Origin of the sequence: Bacillus sp. m3-13 (assembly GCF_000175075.1) — a bacterium.
GTDB classification, from domain to species: domain Bacteria; phylum Bacillota; class Bacilli; order Bacillales; family Bacillaceae_I; genus Sutcliffiella_A; species Sutcliffiella_A horikoshii_C.
The window spans coordinates 550494-570867 of record NZ_ACPC01000019.1 but is presented as its reverse complement, the minus strand read 5'-3'; the positions used below and the strand labels follow the sequence as shown (position 1 = coordinate 570867).

At 40.1% G+C, this 20374-nt stretch carries 22 protein-coding genes and 1 pseudogene; 5 read left to right on the top strand and 18 right to left on the bottom strand.

The window, feature by feature from the left end; all coding sequences use genetic code 11:
- Positions 1 to 12: 12 nt before the first annotated feature.
- The 4 genes and pseudogenes from yhbY to M313_RS23600 all read right to left on the bottom strand — a co-directional run bounded on the left by yhbY (position 13) and on the right by M313_RS23600 (position 2777).
- Positions 13 to 306 (bottom strand): ribosome assembly RNA-binding protein YhbY, encoded by a 294-nt coding sequence (gene yhbY, locus M313_RS0113415; protein WP_010196148.1) that lies wholly within the window; start codon positions 304 to 306, stop codon positions 13 to 15.
- Positions 300 to 1136 carry a shikimate dehydrogenase gene (aroE, locus tag M313_RS0113410; RefSeq protein WP_010196145.1) on the bottom strand — a complete coding sequence of 279 codons (837 nt, stop codon included), beginning with the start codon at positions 1134 to 1136 and terminating at the stop codon, positions 300 to 302. Before aroE ends, yhbY begins: the two co-directional genes overlap by 7 nt.
- A gap of 16 nt (positions 1137 to 1152) precedes the next feature.
- Positions 1153 to 2256 (bottom strand): ribosome biogenesis GTPase YqeH, encoded by a 1104-nt coding sequence (gene yqeH / locus M313_RS0113405; RefSeq protein WP_010196141.1) that lies wholly within the window; start codon positions 2254 to 2256, stop codon positions 1153 to 1155.
- A gap of 5 nt (positions 2257 to 2261) precedes the next feature.
- Positions 2262 to 2777: pseudogene (locus M313_RS23600) on the bottom strand (YqeG family HAD IIIA-type phosphatase).
- Between the two features lie 482 nt (positions 2778 to 3259).
- On the opposite strand from M313_RS23600, the gene M313_RS0113395 reads away from it, so the two are divergent.
- Positions 3260 to 3400 (top strand): sporulation histidine kinase inhibitor Sda, encoded by a 141-nt coding sequence (locus M313_RS0113395; protein ID WP_010196138.1) that lies wholly within the window; start codon positions 3260 to 3262, stop codon positions 3398 to 3400.
- Positions 3401 to 3603: 203 nt separating this feature from the next.
- Here the strand turns inward: M313_RS0113395 and M313_RS0113390 are convergent, their stop codons facing one another.
- The 5 genes from M313_RS0113390 to M313_RS26655 all read right to left on the bottom strand — a co-directional run bounded on the left by M313_RS0113390 (position 3604) and on the right by M313_RS26655 (position 8181).
- Positions 3604 to 4386 (bottom strand): phosphatidylserine decarboxylase, encoded by a 783-nt coding sequence (locus tag M313_RS0113390; protein ID WP_010196134.1) that lies wholly within the window; start codon positions 4384 to 4386, stop codon positions 3604 to 3606.
- 144 nt (positions 4387 to 4530) lie between these two features.
- Positions 4531 to 6306: a M3 family oligoendopeptidase gene (locus tag M313_RS0113385; RefSeq protein ID WP_010196132.1), complete on the bottom strand. Its 1776-nt coding sequence runs from the start codon at positions 6304 to 6306 to the stop codon at positions 4531 to 4533.
- 539 nt (positions 6307 to 6845) lie between these two features.
- A complete protein-coding gene (gene sigK / locus M313_RS0113375) occupies positions 6846 to 7559 on the bottom strand; it encodes an RNA polymerase sporulation sigma factor SigK (RefSeq protein WP_010196129.1) in 714 nt (237 codons plus the stop codon).
- Between the two features lie 232 nt (positions 7560 to 7791).
- Positions 7792 to 8028 (bottom strand): hypothetical protein, encoded by a 237-nt coding sequence (locus M313_RS0113370; RefSeq protein WP_010196128.1) that lies wholly within the window; start codon positions 8026 to 8028, stop codon positions 7792 to 7794.
- A 30-nt stretch (positions 8029 to 8058) separates the two neighbouring features.
- Positions 8059 to 8181 carry a hypothetical protein gene (locus M313_RS26655; protein WP_010196125.1) on the bottom strand — a complete coding sequence of 41 codons (123 nt, stop codon included), beginning with the start codon at positions 8179 to 8181 and terminating at the stop codon, positions 8059 to 8061.
- Between the two features lie 199 nt (positions 8182 to 8380).
- Here M313_RS26655 and M313_RS0113360 point away from each other — a divergent pair, with 199 nt between their 5' ends.
- Entirely contained in the window at positions 8381 to 9268 is an 888-nt protein-coding gene (locus M313_RS0113360) for a helix-turn-helix domain-containing protein (protein ID WP_010196124.1), read from the top strand.
- Positions 9269 to 9305: 37 nt separating this feature from the next.
- On the opposite strand, the gene M313_RS0113355 is transcribed toward M313_RS0113360, so the two are convergent.
- Together M313_RS0113355 and M313_RS0113350 are read right to left on the bottom strand one after the other, a co-directional pair.
- A complete protein-coding gene (locus tag M313_RS0113355; RefSeq protein WP_010196122.1) occupies positions 9306 to 10829 on the bottom strand; it encodes an ABC transporter permease/substrate-binding protein in 1524 nt (507 codons plus the stop codon).
- Complete coding sequence (locus tag M313_RS0113350; protein ID WP_010196121.1) at positions 10829 to 11782, bottom strand: ABC transporter ATP-binding protein; 954 nt, start codon at positions 11780 to 11782, stop codon at positions 10829 to 10831. Before M313_RS0113350 ends, M313_RS0113355 begins: the two co-directional genes overlap by 1 nt.
- 159 nt (positions 11783 to 11941) lie before the next feature.
- Here M313_RS0113350 and M313_RS0113345 point away from each other — a divergent pair, with 159 nt between their 5' ends.
- On the top strand, positions 11942 to 12781 hold the full coding sequence (locus M313_RS0113345; protein ID WP_010196119.1) for a thermonuclease family protein: 840 nt from the start codon (positions 11942 to 11944) through the stop codon (positions 12779 to 12781).
- A gap of 127 nt (positions 12782 to 12908) precedes the next feature.
- Here the strand turns inward: M313_RS0113345 and M313_RS0113340 are convergent, their stop codons facing one another.
- The gene (locus M313_RS0113340) at positions 12909 to 13142 is read right to left on the bottom strand and encodes a YrhC family protein (RefSeq protein ID WP_010196118.1); all 234 of its coding nucleotides are present in this window, start codon (positions 13140 to 13142) and stop codon (positions 12909 to 12911) included.
- Between the two features lie 251 nt (positions 13143 to 13393).
- Here M313_RS0113340 and M313_RS0113335 point away from each other — a divergent pair, with 251 nt between their 5' ends.
- Positions 13394 to 13582 carry a putative periplasmic lipoprotein gene (locus M313_RS0113335; protein WP_010196117.1) on the top strand — a complete coding sequence of 63 codons (189 nt, stop codon included), beginning with the start codon at positions 13394 to 13396 and terminating at the stop codon, positions 13580 to 13582.
- Between the two features lie 46 nt (positions 13583 to 13628).
- Here M313_RS0113335 and M313_RS0113330 read toward each other — a convergent pair whose 3' ends face one another.
- The 5 genes from M313_RS0113330 to M313_RS0113310 form a co-directional block, all read right to left on the bottom strand.
- Positions 13629 to 15164 (bottom strand): carboxypeptidase M32, encoded by a 1536-nt coding sequence (locus M313_RS0113330; RefSeq protein ID WP_010196116.1) that lies wholly within the window; start codon positions 15162 to 15164, stop codon positions 13629 to 13631.
- 138 nt (positions 15165 to 15302) lie between these two features.
- A complete protein-coding gene (locus M313_RS0113325; RefSeq protein ID WP_010196114.1) occupies positions 15303 to 16439 on the bottom strand; it encodes a bifunctional cystathionine gamma-lyase/homocysteine desulfhydrase in 1137 nt (378 codons plus the stop codon).
- Position 16440: 1 nt separating this feature from the next.
- Positions 16441 to 17364 carry a PLP-dependent cysteine synthase family protein gene (locus M313_RS0113320; RefSeq protein ID WP_010196112.1) on the bottom strand — a complete coding sequence of 308 codons (924 nt, stop codon included), beginning with the start codon at positions 17362 to 17364 and terminating at the stop codon, positions 16441 to 16443.
- Between the two features lie 33 nt (positions 17365 to 17397).
- Entirely contained in the window at positions 17398 to 18099 is a 702-nt protein-coding gene (gene mtnN / locus M313_RS0113315; protein ID WP_010196109.1) for a 5'-methylthioadenosine/S-adenosylhomocysteine nucleosidase, read from the bottom strand.
- Positions 18100 to 18179: 80 nt separating this feature from the next.
- Complete coding sequence (locus M313_RS0113310; RefSeq protein ID WP_010196107.1) at positions 18180 to 18821, bottom strand: class I SAM-dependent methyltransferase; 642 nt, start codon at positions 18819 to 18821, stop codon at positions 18180 to 18182.
- Positions 18822 to 19034: 213 nt separating this feature from the next.
- Between M313_RS0113310 and M313_RS0113305 the strand changes: the two genes are divergently transcribed.
- On the top strand, positions 19035 to 19247 hold the full coding sequence (locus M313_RS0113305; protein ID WP_010196105.1) for a YrzA family protein: 213 nt from the start codon (positions 19035 to 19037) through the stop codon (positions 19245 to 19247).
- Between the two features lie 515 nt (positions 19248 to 19762).
- Here M313_RS0113305 and M313_RS0113300 read toward each other — a convergent pair.
- Positions 19763 to 20287 carry a nuclease-related domain-containing protein gene (locus M313_RS0113300; protein WP_157182468.1) on the bottom strand — a complete coding sequence of 175 codons (525 nt, stop codon included), beginning with the start codon at positions 20285 to 20287 and terminating at the stop codon, positions 19763 to 19765.
- Between the last annotated feature and the right edge of the window lie 87 nt (positions 20288 to 20374).

Sequence of the window (20374 nt, the reverse complement as noted above, 5' to 3'; positions counted from 1 at the left end):
CCCTCCATCCATTTATCTTGGTAAGACGATTTGTTTATTTTCTTTCGATTCTTTATAAAGTATGATTGTACTTCCGATAACTTGTACTAGTTCAGCCTTCGTACCTGCAACAAGTTCTTGAGCCACATCTTTACGGTCTTCATCACAGTTTTGCAACACACTGACCTTCAATAGCTCTCTTACTTCTAAAGCTTCTGAAATCTGCTTTGTCATATTCTCATTTACTCCGCCTTTTCCTACTTGAAAAATTGGATCAAGATGATGTGCCTCTGCTCGTAAAAATCTCTTTTGTTTACCTGTTAACATGTTTTTCCTCCTAGATGTTCTTCTACTAATTTTTTCATTCTAACTGTATCTGGGAACTTCCCTGTCCAGATTTCAAATGCTAAAGCTGCCTGATAGGCAAACATATGAATCCCATTTTGAGTAATAGCACCGATCGCTTTTGCTTCTTGCAATAACTTCGTTTCTATCGGGTTATAAATGATATCAGTAAATACTGCATGTTGTTTAATCGATTTTAATGGCAACGGAATGTCATTGATCTTCGGGTACATTCCCACCGAAGTGGTCTGAACTACCACATCATAACGTTGGATCTCCCTTGCGGCTTGATCGACAGTTATACTTCGTGTAATCCGCTCCAATGAGAATTCTCTAATTAAATCCTCTGCCTTGGATACGGTCCGATTACAAATATCGATTTGCACCCCTTTTTCCAATGCCAATGTATACAATATGGCCCTGGCAGCCCCACCGGCACCGATAATAAGTACATGCTTATCCTTAAGCTTCACCACTTCTTTTAAAGCCTCAACGAATCCTCTGCCGTCAGTATTGTAACCGATGAGCTCGCCATCTCTATTTACCACCGTGTTAACAGCGCCAATTTGAAGAGCAGCATCGTCTACACTATCTAACAATGGAATAATCGCTTCTTTATGAGGAATGGTTACATTGAAGCCATTGATACCAAGGACACGCATACCAGCTACCGCCGTCTCTAACTGATCAGGTTCCACATGAAATGCATGATAATGTGCGTCCATCCCATTTTGAAGAAAGGCATCATTATGGATGAGTGGAGACATCGAATGTGCAATGGGAGACCCGATTACTCCGTAAAGACTCTTCATCAGCCTTTCCCCCCTTTTAGATCAACGATTTTCTAACCATGACTCCTACGCCTTTAGGTACGTGAGCCACTACTTTAATTCCAGGCTCATTGATTGTTACCCAGCCAAGTCCTGAGAAAACAATATCGGTTTTCTCTTCTTTAATTGTAAACTCATGTGCGACCAGTTCAGGGAATGATTCTACAACGTCTTGTCCAGGTGGCTGCAGTAAATCACCTAAGTGTTCTTTATAAACATTGTCAGCATTTTCAAGCTTTGTACGATGGATATAAAGATCATTGGAAACGTAGCATGTAAAAGAATTACGCCCGCCTTTTACATAATCAAATCGTGCCAATCCGCCAAAGAATAACGTTTGACCTTCATTTAATTGAAAGATCTTTGGTTTGATTTCTTTTTTAGGCGAAATAACTTTAAGTTCCGTTTTATCTATAAAATGCGCCATTTGATGACGATTGATAATCCCAGGTGTATCAAACAATGATGCGCCATTATCCAATGGAATGTCAATCATATCAAGCGTCGTACCAGGGAACTGGGATGTTGTGATGACATCTTCTTCACCAGAGAACTCTCGAATAATACGGTTAATGAAAGTCGATTTTCCCACGTTTGTACAGCCAACCACATATACATCCTTGCCGTCGCGATAATCTTCAATAGCCTGAGCCAATTCTTTCACACCAGTTCCTTTATCCGCACTGATCAGAAAAACATCCTCTGGTTTCAAGCCAAGCTCTTTTGCTGCTTGTTTCATCCAATTGATTACTTTATTAGGCTTTACTGACTTTGGCAGCAAGTCTACTTTGTTACCAACGAGCAATACCTTGTTATTCCCGACAAAACGGTGTAAGCCCGGCAACCAACTACCGTCAAAATCAAAAATGTCAACAATCTTTACCACTAGGCCTTGGGTCTGGCCAATTGAATTTAATATACGGATAAAGTCATCATCTGTTAGGGAAACATCTTGTATTTCATTGTAATGCTTCAGGCGAAAGCACCTTTTACAGATAACCGCTTCCTTATTTAATGAGGAAGGTGGCGCATAACCCAAACCTTCTGGGTTTTCTGTCTGAATAGCGACTCCACACCCGTAACATACTATTTGTTCTTCCATATTCGTTAATCCTCCCAATTGATCATACCTTTTCGTTTCATCCACGATAGGATTCGTCTTTCTACACGTCGATTGAACTTTGTAATAAAACCGTCCGTTTGAGCAACAGGAACAACAAGGATTGTATGTAACCCAATCCGATTGCCTCCGAGCACGTCTGTTAGAAGTTGGTCTCCAATCACTACCACTTCTTCTTTTTGAAGTTTCATATCTTTCAACGCTCTTCGAAACGCACGTCGCATTGGCTTTCTTGCTCCATAAATATAATTGATACCAAGCGGGTCGGAAAACATCTTCACTCTTTTTAACTTTATTATTGGAAACAATCGTCACTAAGATGCCTACCTCTTGCATTTCTTTTAAACCATTCAATCAATGCAGGAGTCGCTTCCGGTCGATCCCATTCGACAAGCGTATTGTCTAGATCTGTAATGATCCCTTTGATTCCCTTTTCTTTCAAATCCATTGGCTTTTATTTCAAACACGCTCTTTACGTGTTGCGCAGGCAGAAAATATTTAATCATTTAATCACCCTCAATTTGTTTCTATAGTTGGAATTGTTAACATATTTAAATGAACGTTTCACGGTCAAAATTAACACTTTTACCATCTTACCTAAATATCTTCTCCGTGTTAAGCATAATATTGATATTTCTAGTGTTAGCATGCTTCTATTTTCTAATAAAAAGTAACGAAAATAAAAAATTTTTCGACAATTTCTCATCACTTTCAACACCTGTGGATAAACTTATCTACAATATACATTATGCCCTGTAACGTTTACTGGTAATTATAAACAATATACCCACATGTTATCCACTGTTAACTGTGGATAACAGAACGGTTGTTCTAAAAAAAAATACGTGGTAGAGTAATCGTACAACCTAACAGAACTTACAATTATATGCGCAACATATAGAGAAAAGACCTAACCATAAAACATAATGCATACAATCATACATAGTGACGTAATAATAGGAGGTGTAGGGCAGAGGCCAATCTGATGAGAAAACTTTCCGATGAACTTTTACTAGAATCCTATCACAAAGCGACCGAATTAAAATTAAGCACAGATTTTATTCTACTGATCGAATTAGAAATTAAACGCCGTTCCCTAAGCTACAAAATAAAAGCAACATCCTAAAAGAGCCAGTCATCTGGCTCTTTTTTGTATTAATAAGTTTCTAGCTGTTGATTGGAGCAAAAGGCGAAGACTCCAACGGGGGAGTAGCGACATTGTTGAGACCCCTGAAGCCGTTGTGAGGAGGCTCAAGGTCGCCCCACGGAAAGCGAAGCCATTTGCGGAAATCAACAGCGGTATAAAAAGAAAGAAAGCTAGTGCTCTCACTAGCTTAGCCAAGTACCGATTCTTTGACCGACCTTTACCTCTTCCTTCTCTTTCAATGTATCCTCCATCATAAAACCGTCTTTCTCAAACAACAAAATAACCGTGGAGCCAAAAGAGAAATACGCCATTTCTTCCCCTTTTACAAGTTGCTCACTTTCATGCGTCAACTCAATACTATTAACAAACATCGCCCCAACTTTCACCACCACCACGTGTTTCCCGTTATGTTCGATTTCCGTTAACCTGCGATAGTTTTTGGCAAGCGGTTCCTTTCCATACTTTAATCCCATTTGATTAACAGGATAGGATTTCCCACCTAGTGTCCACTGTTTTGTAACCTTCCCGGAAATAGGTGTATGAATTTTATGATAGTGGCTTGGACTTAAATAAAGGACCATATAGGAACCACCCATATATTTTTTTGCTAATTCCGGATCTGAAAGCATTTCCCCAACAGAATAATCGATTCCTTTTGCTCTCAGTTGAAGAGAATCGGTAATTGCCCCTTTCTTTTCAATGACGGCATCAACTGGGCTTACTACTGAGTTTTTCCCAGAATCTATCGGCCTAACATGAGGCTTTAAGTTTCGGATGAAGAATTGTTGCAGAGTAGGGAACGTATCCATCTTTTCCTGCATTTCCTCTATATTAATATTGTATACCTTGGCAAACGACGGGATAAACCGCTTGCTAAGTTTCGAACTGGCAAAATGCTTAACAGCCATGGAAGAGAACTTATGATTGGTCAATTCTATAGCAAGTCTGTATATACTTTTCAACAAATTGCATTCCTCCTAGCTAATATTTCTTCTATATAAACGAGATAATCTGTTGTGTGTGATAGTCTACTAAACTCCATGAGTGATATTATAACATTTCAACATAAGAAAAGGCATCCCCATATTCAGGAATGCCTCTGCTTCTACCTATTTGCTTGTAAGTTGTAAAAACTCTTCCACATCTTCAAGCGATTTTTTGACAGCTTTTTCCCAGAAGTCTCTTTGTGTCAAGTCGACACCTAAATGCTTCATCGCTAATTCTTCCACTGTCATGGATGCTGTATCTTTTAATAGTGCAATGTATTTTTCTTCATAATTCGTTCCTTCTTCTAATGCTTGGGAATAGATGCCCAATGAGAACAAATATCCAAACGTATAAGGGAAGTTATAAAAAGGAACTTGTGTAATAAAGAAGTGCATTTTGGATGCCCAGAATGTTGGATCGTACTCCCCTAGTGCGTCACAATATGCTTCTTTTTGCGCTTCTACCATCAGTTCGTTTAACTTTTCCACACTGACTAGTCCATTTTTGCGTTCTTCATAGAATCTTGTCTCGAAAAGGAAACGAGCATGTATATTCATGTAAAATGCAACACTGCGTTGGATCTTGTCTTCTAGAAGAGAGATTTTTTCTTGCTCATCCTTCGCATATTTAACAGCAGCGTCCGCAACAATCATTTCTGCAAACGTGGACGCTGTTTCTGCCACATTGCTTGCGTAAAAACGGTTCAAAGTCGGAACTCCATGCATAGCATGCTGGTGGAAAGCGTGTCCTAATTCATGTGCCAAAGTGGATACATTTGACAGGGTGCCAGAGTACGTCATGAAAATTCTTGATTGACCGGACACTGGGAAACTCGTGCAGAACCCACCAGGTCGCTTCCCTGCTCTGTCTTCTGCCTCAATCCAGCTGTCTTCAAATGATTTCTTTGTAAATTCCGTTAGTTCTGGACCGAACTTGGAGAACTGTTCAATGATGAAATCAGCGCCTTCCTGATAGGAAAGGATGGTTTCTTCTGCAGAAAGAGGGGCAGAAACATCATACATATTCAATTTTTCGAGTCCTAAAAGCTCCGCTTTGCGTTCTAGGTACTTTTTCAATGTGCCTTTATGGTCGGTGATCACTTGCCACATCGTATCTAATGTTTCTTGTTTCATTCTATTATTCTCAAGCGGTTCCTTTAGCACAGAGTCCCAGCCTCTTTGTTCATATACTTGCAGGCGGAATCCTGCAAGATGGTTCAAAGCAGCGGCGATGGTTTCTGCCTGGCCTTCCCACGCTCTTTTCCATGCATCCGAAACTTTCTTTCGAACACTGCGATCACCATTTGAAAAACGATTATGTGCTTGGCCGACAGATAGCTCTTTCACTTCTCCGTTTTCCTCAACCGGTATCTTAATAGTACCAACGATGGAGTTGTATAATTTCCCCCAAGCATGATAACCGTCAACAGCTAACGAAGTTACCAGCTTCTCTTGTGCTGCAGGTAATTTGTCACTAGCTCTTCTTCTTCTCTCATTTAAAACATATTCTAATGGTTGGAACACTTCTCTTTGAATAAGACTTTCCCATGTCGCTTCATCCACTTCAACTAGCTTCTCATCCAATGCACCTAGCTGAACCTGTAACTTGGCATGCAATTGTGCTACTTTACCTTGAAGTTGAGAAGCAGCTTTATCCTTCACGTCCTGTGCAAGCAAACAGCTGATAAACGCGGAAGCTTGTACTACTTTCTTAACGACATTTTCATAAGAAACCAAGATTTCCTCAAGATTATCAGTCGAGAATGATTCTATTTGCTTTTCAAACTCACCAAGTTCTGTTTGTATTTCTGTTAAATATGTATGGAATTCTTCTGAATTGCTTCCTCCTTGGAAAAATACATCTAAATCCCAAGTTTCACTGTATGTTTTTGTTGTCACGTTGTAATTCCCCCTTTTAGCATTATGAATCTATTATATACGAAGAGTGTAAATATTTCTACAATTCCAAACTATTTGGTTTACGTAATTTTCGCATCTCGAAATTTATTTGCCATCACTCAAAAAAAGCCTATGCCAAAAAGCATAAGCTTATCTGTATAAGTGGTTTTTGCAATAATAAGCGCCGCCAATAAGCAACAAGATAAACAAAATTACTAGAAGCCCATATAACCATCCACCATAATATCCAGGTCCATATGGCCCAGGATAAGGAGGAGGACAACACCCAAAACCTCCAGGGTACCCGTACATACCAACAACCCCCTTCTCAAACTAGGTATCTACACTACTACCATATGCACATCCCACAAAAGAGACAGGGCAAACGCGGAGAAAACCCCAATTAATTTCGGGAAAGTTCATTATAATTGTGTTACAGGTATATTAAAATCCTGTGTGGGGGTCAGACCCCCCACAGGATTTTCCCCCTTGATGTCGAAACCCCCTGGCAGGTTTGGTAGCCAAGGGGTTCGCTTGTTTTATTGTTTTTTCTTTTCCTTTTCGGCTCGGTAGAATTCGTGGAACATTTTCATGAGCGCACGCTTTTCAATCCGTGATACATAGCTTCTGGAAATGCCTAGTTCTTTTGCTATTTCGCGTTGCGTCTTTTCATCTTTAAGATCAAGTCCAAATCGGCCGACAATTACCTCTCGTTCCCTTTCATCCAGCACATCAATGTATACCTTTATCTTTTCCAATTCCATATTTAGCTGGATGGTATCGATGACATCCTCAGATTCGGATTTCAGCACATCTATTAAACTGATTTCGTTCCCTTCCTTATCTTGACCAATGGGATCGTGTAAAGAAACATCTTTTTTCGTTTTCTTAAGCGCCCTTAAATGCATCAGTATTTCATTCTCAATACAACGAGCAGCATAGGTTGCTAGCTTCGTCCCCTTTCCGGAGTGGAAGCTTTCAATTGCTTTAATCAACCCAATCGTCCCGATCGAAATCAGATCTTCTGAATCTTCTCCTGTATTCTCGAACTTTTTCACAATATGCGCCACAAGTCTCAGGTTATGCTCAATAAGTAGATTCCTTGCCTCTTCATTCCCTTCTGCCATCAATTTCAGGTATTTCGCTTCATCCCCTGATGACAATGGTTGTGGAAATGCATTGTTCTTGACGTAAGAAACTAGGAAAACAAGTTCTTTGATTAAGTATCCTACCGATGCTAATATGCTTGACACACTTTCACCTCCATAGAAATGCTTAGGCAAGAGCCTAGTAATAATTCTTATGTAGGAAAAGGCATTCATGTGCAAGTACACTTCAAAATTAATCCAAATAAAAATGTCATATCAACTCGTCATCAAAATGTTATATTTATGTTACAATTCTGACGATTAATGGTACAATTTCATTTAGAAGAACAAATGTTCAATTAATAGAAAAAAGACCTCCCCAGTAATTAGGGAGATCTTAATACTTAATATAAGGATACTTTTTCAACTTGGAAGGTATAGTACCTTTGCCGACTTTCACCACACTGTACTCTTGAAACAATGTTTCAAACCACCTAGAAACTTCTGCATATGTTTTATTCTTGTAATCTACAAGCTGGGCAACACGGTAACGCCTACGCGCCTTTTGCTCACGATCAACAACGATAAACCAAAAGCATGTAAGCTCAAAAGTGTTTGTACTAGCAGCTGACATGGTATCATCCTTCCTTTGTTAAATTATTTATTAATGTAGAGGTGGTAGCTCATTCGTTTTGTAATCATCAGAAGGACCTGCATGGGAAGTAACTGCATTTGCACCAAACAAAGTTAAGGAAACTACTAGAAACGTTAAGATAAACTTCTTCATTATCATTACCTCTTTCTACTTTTTATTTGGATTACTATTAAGCTATCTTTAATAAGTATTTTACACTATATTGAAAATTCGTATTTTCCTCAATATTGAATGTTATACCCAAAAAATCTATGGTTTCCTTCTGTTTTCTTTGATTTTCAATTCAAATTATAACTCTAGGAATATTTTATTAGTTAGGATGTGATATATTGTGGATTTTTCTTTAATCGGGAAAGAGATAAAAGTCCTGCGGTCTGCACTAAACTTATCACAAGCTGAGTTAAGTGAAGGAATCTGTACACAGTCACAGATCAGTAAGATCGAGAAAGGGGAAGTATTTCCTCTTGCTAATACCTTATATTATATAGCAGAAAGACTTGGAGTGGATATAAATTATTTTTATGATTTAGCAACCAACCCACAATTGTCCTATGTAAAAGAGGTTTTCACTCAGGTACGCGAGTTATTAAATCGTAGTCAATTTGAAGAAATTTCAATAATAGTTGAAAATGAAAGAAAAAATCCCCTGTTTGTTAATAATAGAAATAATAAGCAATTCCTCCTATGGACTGAAGGAATATGTGAATATCACTTAAAAAAGAATAAACGAGAAGCATTAAAGCTCATGCAGAGTGCTTTGGATCTGACAAAAATGACCTCAAAACTATTAGGTGAGAGAGAGATAGAAATTTTAAACAGCATGGCAATTGTTCATTTCGAGACAAAAAATTGTGAAGAAGCCCTAAGAATTTTCAACCTTGCAATTAATAGTTATATGAAAATCCCTTACCATCATGATCCTACTATAAAAACAAGAATTCTTTACAATAAGGCTAAAACATTAACAAGATTAAATAAACTTGAAGAGTCTAATGACACATGTAAACTTGCGGTTAAGTGGTGTGTAAAACAGAATAGTCTATATGGCTTAGGGAACTTATATTATCATATTGGTTATAATTACAGTCTATTAAGCCATAACGACATAGCCATCGAATATTACAATAAATCCATTCAAATCTTCATGATCCAAGAGAACAAGGTTTTCGTCAAGCACATTAAAGAAAAAATAGATGAACTATCTGTCTTAATTGACTAACAAAAAAACTAGGCCTTGCAGCCTAGTTTTTTCGTGTCTATTCCCCCAACAACCCTTTCTTCTCCAAAAACTCTTTGGCGGCTTCATATGTGGTCTTTCCTTCAACGGTTACCTGGTAGTTCATGTCACGCATTTCGTCATCATTTATTTGGTTTTCCAATTGATTTAGGATTTCTTCTAGTTCTGGATGCTCATCAAGGGTTTCTTTTCTGAGCAATGCCGCTCCTTGATATGGAGGGAAAAGGTTTTTGTCATCTTCCAACACTCGTAAATCAAATTGCTTGATTTCTGCATCTGTGGAGTAGGCGTCCACTAGGTTTACATCTCCATTTTCCACTGCCTGATAGCGCAATTTTGCTTGCATGGTGGTCAGGTTAGGGAACGTGATGCCGTACACTTCTTGAATGCCTAGATATCCGTCTTGACGGTCGGAGAACTCTAGGGTGAATCCTGCCTTTATTTCATTTTTTGCACCGTTCAGATCAGAGATAGTATTTATGTCGTTTTGTTCAGCGAAATCTACCGGGATAGCTAGAGCATATGTGTTATTAAAGCCCATTGGTTGCAAATAAACCAGCTCATCTTGTTCCATCAAACCTTTTTTGGCCTGTTCGAAGACTTCCTCATCATCAATGCTGACGGGTTCTTCTTCCAGTAAGGTGACAATGGCTGTTCCAGAATACTCCGGATAGATGTCGATGTCTTTATTCTTCAGCGCTCGGTACACAAAGCTGGTATTCCCGAGTGACGGACGTAATTCCACTCGAAGATCTGTCTCTTCTTCAATCAAGAGTTTATACATGTTGATGATAATATCAGGCTCTGCGCCTATTTTCCCACTGATAACTAGATCCGCTTCTGTTGCTTTCATCACTGCAAAAGGAGATAGGAAAAGTAGGACCACGACAATTCCAATGATGAGTGCTTTCTTTCCAGATCCTTTTCTTGCAGCCGTTTCAATCATACGTAAAATGATATCAAATAAGATGGCAAGAAGGGCTGCAGGAATTGCTCCTAGCAAAATCAACGCATTGTCGTTTCGGTCAATCCCTAAAAGAATGAGGCTACCTAATCCTCCCGCTCCTATTAAAGCCACAATGGTTGCGGTACCGATAATCAAGACCATGGCTGTTCGTATACCTGCCATGATAACCGGCAACGCAAGCGGGAGCTCCACACGAAATAATCTTTTCATCGAAGTCATTCCCATTGCTTTCGCCGCTTCACGCAAGGATGGATCTACTTCTTTTATTCCTGTATAGGTATTTCTTAATATTGGAAGTAATGCATAAAGAAATAGTGCAATGACAGCCGGAACGAATCCAATTCCTACAAGAGGAATTAACAGTCCTAGTAACGCAAGGGATGGAATGGTTTGCATGACAGCCGTTATTCCAATTATAGGCTCAGCAATTCGTTCTTTTCTCGTTAATAGCACACCAAGTGGAACAGATATAAAGACTGCTATCGCCAGTGCGATGACTGATATTTGAATATGTTCTAATAGGGCTGTCCAAAGTTGATCGCCGCGGGCTGCATATAGTTCTTGAAGGAATGTCATTATACAAGCCCCCCTTCTCCACTTTGCTCATGAAGAAAGTGAAGGACATCTTTTCGGGATAGAACGCCTAACGGTTGATTTGCTTGCATGACCGTAACAGCCTCTTCTTCTGCCAAGATGGCAAGAAGTTCGCCAATTGTCAATTTACTTTCCACTTCTGGGAAAGGCGTAACAGGAGAATCCATCTTTAATTTCTCTAATAATTCCTCAATCGTTTTCTGAAGAACACTGCGTCTATTTCCAATAAAACTCTTCACAAAATCGTCCTTAGGGTTATTTACAAACTCTTCTGGAGTTCCTACTTGTACTGCCTCCCCATCTTTCATCAGACAAATGCGGTCGCCAAGCGTTAATGCTTCATTCATATCATGGGTGACAAACACGATTGTTTTTTGGATTTTCTTTTTTAAACTCAGAAAATCTTGTTGCAACTGCTCTCTGCTAAGCGGATCAAGCGCACTAAATGGCTCGTCCATTAGAATGATAGGAGGATTGGCAGCTAAAGCTCTAGCTACTCCAACTCTTTGCTGTTGACCTCCTGATAATTCAGATGGCTTTCGTTTTTTATACGTAGACGGCTCTAAACCAACAAGATCGAGCAATTCGTCTACTCTTTTGGAGATATCGCCTTTTTTCCAGGATTTTAGCTCTGGAACGATGGATATGTTCTCCTCGATTGTCATATGTGGAAACAGTGCAATTTGCTGGAGAACATAGCCAATATTCCAGCGAAGTTCATGGATATTATGGTCAGAGATACTCTTCCCATCAATAAGGATATCCCCATTTGATACATTATGTAATCGATTGATCATTTTTAATGTAGTTGTTTTTCCACATCCACTCGGTCCTATCAGAACAAAGAATTCTCCCTCTTTTATTTCGAGATTAAAGGATTGGACGGCGGTCGTTCCGTCTTCATATGTTTTTGTTACATCTTGAAAGGTTATCAAAACCTTCTCACTCCCCATACAATTATTATTTCTCTACAGTATTTCCTAAAAGCACAAACTATAAATACCCCACTTTCAACTGTGTCAAACTTTGTTTTAAAAAACACCGTATTTGCATGGTATAATGAGTAATACTTTTTGCATGCGAAGGAGACATCCATGAAAATAAAATTTTATAGTTGGGTTTTGATTCTTGTTTTACTATTGGCAGGTTGTTCTTTAGATGAAGGCTCTGCCCCTGTAACCGAGAATGATCCACCTAAGACAGAACAAGAGCAGGTCGAACCACAACAAGTAGATGAGGAAGATTCAGCAGAGAATAATACAGAAATCTTTGAAAAAGAGGACACCGAATATGAAAGGGCAGAGGTTCCTCTCGTTCGTGTCATAGACGGTGATACGATAAAAGTGATAATTAATAATAAAGAAGAGAATATCCGGTTTTTACTTGTAGATACTCCAGAAACGAATCACCCTAGAATGGACAGTCCCCAGCCGTTTGGTCACGACGCGAAGAACTTCATGGAAGAGTTCATGGAAGGCGGTAAAGTAGAAATAGAACTGGATGTAAGCGAACGCGACCACTATGGACGAATTTTAGCCTATGTATATGTGAATGGTGTGTCAGCACAGGAGGAGCTTCTAAAGCGCGGGTTGGCACGAGTAGCTTATATTTTCCCACCTAACACCCGCTATGTAGATACTTATCAAGCTATTCAAGAGAAGGCTCAAGCAGAAGCTATAGGCATTTGGAGTGTGGAGAACTATGCGCAGGAAGATGGCTTTTACCCTGAATTTGTGGAGGATCCTGAGCTTAAAGCTACCGCCGAGGAAAATCCTGTTACAGACAATTGCACGGTAAAAGGTAATATCAGCTCAAGCGGAGAAAAAATCTATCACGTGGAAACCGGAGCCTACTATGACCGCACCATTCCAGAAGAGTGCTTCAACACCGAAGAAGAAGCAGAAACAGCCGGATACCGGAAGTCTATGAGATAAGATGCTACGGTGAAAGTAGTCCCTTGTTGATTGGAGTGGAAGGTGCGCAGACGCCCGCGGGCAAACGAAGCGCCTGGAACGGAAATCAACAAATTAAAAGAAGAGGAACCTTCGAGGGCTCCTCTTCTTATTGTTCATCCTGCTCTTGTAACAACTTCTTCAACTTTCTCGCTCTCAAAACAAAAAACATTGCTCCACCAAGTAAAACAACAGTGGCACCCATCATCGTAAAGATCTGCAAAGCTTCTTTCCCTGCATGCTGAAAAGCAACTCCTATATATAAAAACACACTGACGGTCGTTAATATTATGGCATATCTAGTATAATCCTGAATCTTCGCTTCTAAAACCTTCGTATTCATCTAGATTCCCCCCATCTATTATTCACTTTAACATAGATTCCTAGGTTTGCCGGTATGTAATTTCTTCCTTACGGTGAAGAAAGTAGCTAGCTATTGCCGTATTATTCCTGTACGGCGACCATATTCCCTATTACACACCATTAACTATATAGGCACTTCCTATCAATATACTTTTTTTCGCCCACTAAACTTTTTTCCTTAAGTATATCCCGTTATAATGGAACAATAAATTGTGAGCGAGGAGGAACTAAATGAAGAAATTAGTCACAGCCTTTTGCCTTTTAACCTTTCTTACAGCCTGTTCCTCTGGAAGCGAGAGCACAGAGGAAATCATCATTGTCGATAATCCAAGCACTTCTAACAATACCGAAGAAAATGTAAAAGATGGCACTCTTTATACCAAGAAGGATGAAAACGAAGACGAAAAAAATAACGAATGACCACGAAAAAGCCTTCTGCAGCTAAACAGAAGGCTTTTTCCTTTTCTTAAAATTGATAGATTGCGGAATACTTTTCTTCTAAGTATCTCACCAGATACTTTGCATCCAGTTCTTCTCCTGTCACTTTCACAATCAATTCGTTTGGAGAATAAAGTTTTCCATATTGATGGATATTCTCCCTTAACCACCCGCGGATAGACATGAAGTCACCGTGCTCGATTTTGTCATAGAAATCTGGCATTTCCTTGATAAACGTATAAAGGATTTGCGCTGCGTAAAGATTGCCCAATGAATAAGAAGGGAAATAGCCGAACCCACCAAAGGACCAGTGCACATCCTGAAGGACACCGAGCGTGTCAGTTGGTGGTGTAATACCCAGGTATTCCTCTATCTTTTCATTCCAGACCTTTGGAAGATCCTTCACTTCATAATCCCCGGCAAATAAACCTTTTTCGATTTCATAGCGAATCATGATATGAAGATTATATGTCAGCTCATCTGCTTCCACCCTAATGAAAGATGGATCGACCCTGTTTGTAGCAGCATAGAAATCTTCGAGTGAAACCTTTTGCAGCTGTTCAGGAAAATGTTCTTGTAAATCTTTATAAAAGTAAGTCCAAAATTCCTTACTGCGCCCCACCATGTTTTCTAAGAAACGGGATTGAGATTCATGGATACCAAAGGATGTCCCACGACGGATCACTCTTCCTTCAAATGCAGGATTAACTCCCTGTTCATACATTCCGTGTCCTGCCTCATGGATGGTGCCAAAAATGGCAGAACGGACATTTTCTTTTAAGTAACGGGTCGTGATACGAACGTCGCCCGTATTGACAGAAGAAGCAAAAGGGTGCACCGTTTCGTCTAAGCGACCACCTTCCATATCAAAACCGATTAAAGGCAGAATATATTGATTGAATTTCTTTTGAGCTTCTATATCATATTCCTGTGCGAAAATATCCTCACGCGGTTGGGACTGTGAAGCTTTTATTTTTTCTAAGAGCTCTACACTTTTTTCTCGAAGCTCTTTAAACAATGGATCTAGTTTTTCAACGGTCAATCCCGGCTCAAACTCATTTAACATCGCATTGTATGGGTGCCCTTCATAACCATAATATTCACCAAACTTTTTCTTGAACGCCAATACTTGTTCCAGTACAGGTGCGTAAGAGGCGAAGTCATTCTTCTCACGCGCTTCTTCCCATGCCTCATTCGCATCATTAACAAGAATGACATATTCTTGATACTCTTCTGCCGGGATTTTGATGGACTTGTCATAGTTCTTTTTCCTCTCGGCCACACACGCCTTTGTCGCTTCATCCAACTGCTCCCATACCTTCTCTTCTGTCAAGAAAGTAAGCAACTCTCCCATTTCACCTGAGATTGCCAGCTTGAAAGCTTCTGTCGACAATGTTCCTCTAGCTTTTCCAAACAAGGAACGTCCTTTTTTAGGAGCTTTCGTTTTAGAATCCCAGCTAAGAAGACCCAACACATCATTATAATGGCAAAGCTTCTCATCCAATCTATTGAAGGCATCCACTTTTTCTTGAACATTCTTTTCTAATACAGGTACTGTAGACATGATAATCCTCCTAGTAAAAATAGTATGAAAATTATGTATTATTCTTATATTATATCAGATTTCCCCCAGAACGCTAAGCAACTGCTACAAAAAAAAGCCCTATAAGAGTTGTTCTCTCATAGGACCTTTATTCTTGAATTAACCTTCAATTGCCTGCTTCAAATCAGCAATAAGATCTTCTACATCTTCAATACCGACGGAAATACGAACTAAACCATCCACAATTCCGAGTTCTGCACGTCGCTCAGCCGGAATGGATGCATGTGTCATTCGTGCAGGAACTGAAATTAAACTTTCCACTGCTCCTAGGCTTTCCGCTAACGTGAAGTATTTAATTCTTGCTAACAGCTGATCCGCTTTCTCGGCACTTCCGATGTCAAAGGACACCATGCCACCAAAACCGCCTGCTTGTTGCTTGGCAACCTCATGGTTCGGATGGTCTTCCAATCCAGGATAATATACTTTTCCAACAAAAGGATGGCTTTCTAGGAAATCAACGATGCGGCGAGTGTTCTTTTCCGTCGCCTCCATACGAAGCCCAAGCGTCTTGATTCCTCGCATTAATAGCCATGAATCTTGCGGCCCTAAGATGCCTCCCGTTGAGTTTTGAACGAAATGCAACTCTTCTGCCAGTTTCTCTGTATTAACAACAACAAGACCTGCCACCACATCACTGTGACCACCAATGTATTTTGTCGCACTGTGAAGGACGATGTCTGCACCAAGGTTGATTGGCGTCTGCCAATATGGTGTACTGAATGTGTTATCAACGATTGTTAAGAGATTATGCTTTTTCGCAACTAAACTCGCTTTTTGAATATCAGTCACTTTTAACAATGGGTTCGTCGGTGTTTCAATGAAAAGCGCCTTCGTATTTTCTTGAATGGCTGCCTCAATATTTTCCACCTTGCTAGTATCCACAAATGTGGAGCTGATTCCCATTCTGTTTAACACCTTCGTCATGACTCGGTATGTTCCGCCGTACACATCATCCGTTAAAACAACATGATCTCCACTGTCAAACAACATCATAACCGCCGTAATGGCCGCCATCCCAGAACCAAAAGCAAATCCTGCTTTTCCGTTCTCCAAGTCTTTTATCAATTCTTCCAACGCATGACGTGTAGGGTTACCCGTTCTAGAGTACTCATACCCTTTGAAATTCCCTACACTCTCTTGTTTATATGTGCTTACTTGATAGATTGGTGTAGAAACGGCACCTGTATGTGGGTCACCGAAGATTCCACCATGTATCAGTTTAGTTTTCTTATGCATATCAAATTCCTCCTTCATAAATCTTTTTGCTTAAATAGCGTTCGCTGCTATCGGCAAAAATCATCACAATGTTGGTTCCCGGTTGGGCTGTTTTTGCTTCTTCCAAAGCCGCATGCAGTGCAGCACCTGAAGAACTTCCTACCAACAGACCTTCTTTTTGTGCCAATTCCTTGACGCGGTCAAATGCATCCACATCATATACCGTGTGGATAGCGTTGAAATATGTCTTATCCATATAGCCTGGTAAGAACTCCATCCCAATGCCTTCTGTTTTATGCGGGCCAGACTCGCCGCCGTTTAAGATAGATCCCTCTGGTTCCACGATGACCGTTTTCACATCAGGATTCTTTTCTTTTAAAAACTTGGCAGTTCCCATGAAGGTTCCACCTGTTCCCGCTCCGGCTACAAACACATCTACCTGTCCATCCAACTGCTCCCAAAGCTCAGGACCCAGTGTTTTGTAATAGGTTTCTGGATTGGCAGGGTTTCCGAACTGCTGAGGACAATAAGAATTAGGAATCTCCTCGTTAAGCTCTTTGGCTTTTTGAATTGCCCCCTTCATTCCAAGCGGCGTTGGAGTGTGAACAATCGTAGCACCAAGTGCCTTCATCAGCTCCTGTTTTTCCACACTGAACTTCTCCGGCATACATACCATTACCTTGTAGCTAGTACCTACTGCAGCAAGCGCAAGTCCGATGCCAGTATTGCCCGCTGTTGGTTCTATGATGATTCCGCCTTCTTTCAGCTTGCCGGATCGAACCGCATCTTCGAGTAACTCTTTCCCCAAACGGTCTTTTATACTTCCGCCCGGATTATAAAACTCAAGCTTTGCAAAGAGGCGCACCCCTTCTGGCACCTCAAAATTACTCAATTCCACGACAGGTGTATTGCCAATCAAGCCATGGACATTTTTAAAAACGTTCATCCTTTATCCCCCCGCAGACATTCCTTCTGTGTGTTAAGCGTTTCTTAACTCACTTAGCATATTTTCAATTAACATGGAAGAATGCAATGCTGCTTTGCTTAAGAATTGATCGAAACTGATGTTGGACTCTTTCCCTGCGATATCAGACAGTGCACGTATTACCACAAACGGCACCTCAAACGCATGGCATACCTGTGCAATTGCCGCCGCTTCCATTTCCGCAGCCTGCAGTTCAGGCATCTTTTCACGAACCGCTTCCACACGGACCGGATCATTCATAAAGGAATCTCCTGTTGCGATAAGTCCTTCCACAACCTGCATCCCGCTCACATTTTCAGCCGCTTTTTTCGCTACCGCCATAAGCTTTGCATCTGCTTCAAATGCTGCCGGCAAACCCGGAACTTGTCCGTATTCATATCCAAAAGCCGTCACATCCACATCATGGTGACGAACTTCCGTAGAAATAACAACATCTCCAACATTCAAGGATGGCGAAAACCCACCAGCGGATCCAGTATTAATAACTACTTCCGGCTTGAAGCGTTCTAAAAGTAAAGACGTACTAAGTGCCGCATTTACTTTCCCAATTCCTGATTTAGATAAAATGACATCAACGCCATTCAATGTACCTGTATAATATTCACAACCTGCAACAGTTGTTGTTTCCATACCTTCAATCTTTTCACGCATGATGGTTACTTCTTCTTCCATTGCTCCGATAATTGCTACTTTCATTATGAGAATCCCTCTTTTCATAAAATTAGTGGACGGATCGACTCACTTTTTCAAAAAGAGAGAATGTGATTGCCCGCCTACTATTGTTTTGTCGCTTCCATTACCCAGACAAAATGGTTAAAACGCTGGTACTCCACTTCAAAGCCATGCTTTTCAAAAATATCAGTGAGTACACTTATCGTTGTATAGTATTCCGTTTTCAAGTCGTTTGCCAAATTCAAAAACGTATGCTTTTCTGCCTGTTCAATTGTCGCTCTGTACGCATCATCATTTTCAAAGACCGTATCAGCAAATACTATTTTACCACCTTTATCAAGCAACTTTCCATAGTACGCCACCGCTTCTTCTTTTTCACCATCTGTCAAATGATGAAACGCATAGGTACTTACAATGGATTGAACCTGATCTGCCGGTTCAGGAAAGCTCAAAAAGTCCCCATCCTCGATACTGACGGTCTGTGGTAGCTTTTCTGCCGCCTTTTCCCTCATTGTTTTAGAAGGCTCAATGGCATACACTTTTTTACCTTGTTTCAGCAGCTCGGCTGTGAGATTCCCTGTCCCCACTCCAAATTCAACGACAGGACTTAAAGCTTTAGAGGCTACATCTTTCAAAATATCATCATAGCCACGAAAAACCTCTGCATATTCCTGGTCCTTGCCACTTACCGTCGCATCATAATAGTTTGCCCAGTCATTAAACAGTTCGACGAATTCACGTCCCATTAATGATCACTCCACTTATAATTTATATAATTCCTATCAGTATAGTATGCTTTAATAAAATAACTGTTCTCAATCTAACACATCTTTCTATTTTCTTCAATGAAAATGTTTGGTAGGATATACATGGGACCCTTACAGGATAAGGGTGAGAGCGGTTGCAAACGTTCTGATTTTTCTGTAAAATAAACCCGATGAAAGGACTGGGAATTATTAATGAGGAACTTTGAATTTAGCTTATTAGAAGATAAAGTAGAGTTTTTTGAAGCGCTTGACTTGAAAACGTTAGAAAAGAAAATAAATGAACAGATTGATCATAACCGCGCCATCATGCTCGGCGTCCACTCCGTATCTCATCAAATGCATGTAGATGAGGAAGGCAGACGGTTTTACAGTGCTGTGGTGCATTTTAGGTTGAAGGGGAAATGATAGGGTTGTGTGAGACGCTCGGGAGGGGGCGTTTTTTTGTTTTGTTACAAGTGGTTTGGTGGAGGTTTCATAGAAAGTATCTCCTATTTTTAAAGCTGCCCTCAAATTTTAACCCCATAGAAACTAAATACTTAGATGTAATAGAAGCAGAATGTAATTTAAGATAACTCCTTAGCTCCTTGTTACTGATCGTCTCTCCAATTAAAAGCTTGTAATCTCTAATCGCCTCTATATGTGCATCCTTAGAATAGGCGCTGCACCTCAGACACCCCCAAACTCCCCTTCCCCTTAGCATTGGGGCATATGAACACTTTACGCAAATTACACCTGTTATCAGTTCATTAAAAGCAACTTCATAATGGTTAAGGAGTTGAAAATGGTCTGGTGTGTGCTTTTTTATTAGTGTCCTGGAGAGTTTATAGAGGTCTTTGTTACTTAACAGGATGTTCCTTTTAGAGATATTTTCATCTATCTCTTTCAGGCGATTTGGCAAATTAGTATGGAAGGTGACTTTTCTAGTGATGGAAGGAGTGGATTTTTAAGTGCGGCATTATTGTGGGTGAGTAGGTGAGTACTATTAACCTTGCAATAGGCATAGGTGGAAAACCATTCTTCTCTAACCAAAGGGATAGTTGATGGCGTTGTCTAGAAATCTGTGAGATAGAATCTCCTAGCTTTTCAACATCTGCGCTACCTGGCAAGTGTCTTAAAAGCTGGTTAGCACTTTCATCAAACTCCAACTTTCCAGACATATATTTTGAATCAAGGATTATACAGTGAGTTGGAGCCAACAACAAACTGTCAATTTGAAAATACCTGCCTTTTGGATCTTCTAGCCTGAGACTATTCAGAATTAGATAGTTGTCATTTGGCAAAAAGGTTAAGAAATAATCTAGAGCCTCTTCCCCTTTATGTCCGTATGATAATTTATCGTACTCTTGCTCTAAAATTGGATACTTTGGGTGATTTTTAGGAACTCTTCGCATCCCCGCTTCGTGGGTCATTAATTTATGAGACTTTTCTCGTTTCTTTTTAATCATTTTAGTCCTCCTTTTTTGTCGATTCTTGTTATTTCTCTTTGTGAAGGGTTGTTTCCTGCAGAAAAGTGGGTATTTTTTCGAAAGTTT

What these genes read in the sequence shown, in the direction of transcription:
- M313_RS0113305 (WP_010196105.1), top strand. Translation starts at nt 19,035, where the DNA reads ATGAGGAACTTTGAATTTAGCTTATTAGAAGATAAAGTAGAGTTTTTT.
- M313_RS0113345 (WP_010196119.1), top strand. Translation starts at nt 11,942, where the DNA reads ATGAAAATAAAATTTTATAGTTGGGTTTTGATTCTTGTTTTACTATTG.
- mtnN (WP_010196109.1), bottom strand. Translation starts at nt 18,099, where the DNA reads ATGAAAGTAGCAATTATCGGAGCAATGGAAGAAGAAGTAACCATCATG.
- M313_RS0113330 (WP_010196116.1), bottom strand. Translation starts at nt 15,164, where the DNA reads ATGTCTACAGTACCTGTATTAGAAAAGAATGTTCAAGAAAAAGTGGAT.
- M313_RS0113370 (WP_010196128.1), bottom strand. Translation starts at nt 8,028, where the DNA reads ATGTCAGCTGCTAGTACAAACACTTTTGAGCTTACATGCTTTTGGTTT.
- M313_RS0113340 (WP_010196118.1), bottom strand. Translation starts at nt 13,142, where the DNA reads ATGAATACGAAGGTTTTAGAAGCGAAGATTCAGGATTATACTAGATAT.
- M313_RS26655 (WP_010196125.1), bottom strand. Translation starts at nt 8,181, where the DNA reads ATGAAGAAGTTTATCTTAACGTTTCTAGTAGTTTCCTTAACTTTGTTT.
- M313_RS0113310 (WP_010196107.1), bottom strand. Translation starts at nt 18,821, where the DNA reads ATGGGACGTGAATTCGTCGAACTGTTTAATGACTGGGCAAACTATTAT.
- M313_RS0113320 (WP_010196112.1), bottom strand. Translation starts at nt 17,364, where the DNA reads ATGAACGTTTTTAAAAATGTCCATGGCTTGATTGGCAATACACCTGTC.
- M313_RS0113395 (WP_010196138.1), top strand. Translation starts at nt 3,260, where the DNA reads ATGAGAAAACTTTCCGATGAACTTTTACTAGAATCCTATCACAAAGCG.
- M313_RS0113355 (WP_010196122.1), bottom strand. Translation starts at nt 10,829, where the DNA reads ATGACATTCCTTCAAGAACTATATGCAGCCCGCGGCGATCAACTTTGG.
- M313_RS0113335 (WP_010196117.1), top strand. Translation starts at nt 13,394, where the DNA reads ATGAAGAAATTAGTCACAGCCTTTTGCCTTTTAACCTTTCTTACAGCC.
- yhbY (WP_010196148.1), bottom strand. Translation starts at nt 306, where the DNA reads ATGTTAACAGGTAAACAAAAGAGATTTTTACGAGCAGAGGCACATCAT.
- aroE (WP_010196145.1), bottom strand. Translation starts at nt 1,136, where the DNA reads ATGAAGAGTCTTTACGGAGTAATCGGGTCTCCCATTGCACATTCGATG.
- M313_RS0113325 (WP_010196114.1), bottom strand. Translation starts at nt 16,439, where the DNA reads ATGCATAAGAAAACTAAACTGATACATGGTGGAATCTTCGGTGACCCA.
- M313_RS0113300 (WP_157182468.1), bottom strand. Translation starts at nt 20,287, where the DNA reads ATGATTAAAAAGAAACGAGAAAAGTCTCATAAATTAATGACCCACGAA.
- yqeH (WP_010196141.1), bottom strand. Translation starts at nt 2,256, where the DNA reads ATGGAAGAACAAATAGTATGTTACGGGTGTGGAGTCGCTATTCAGACA.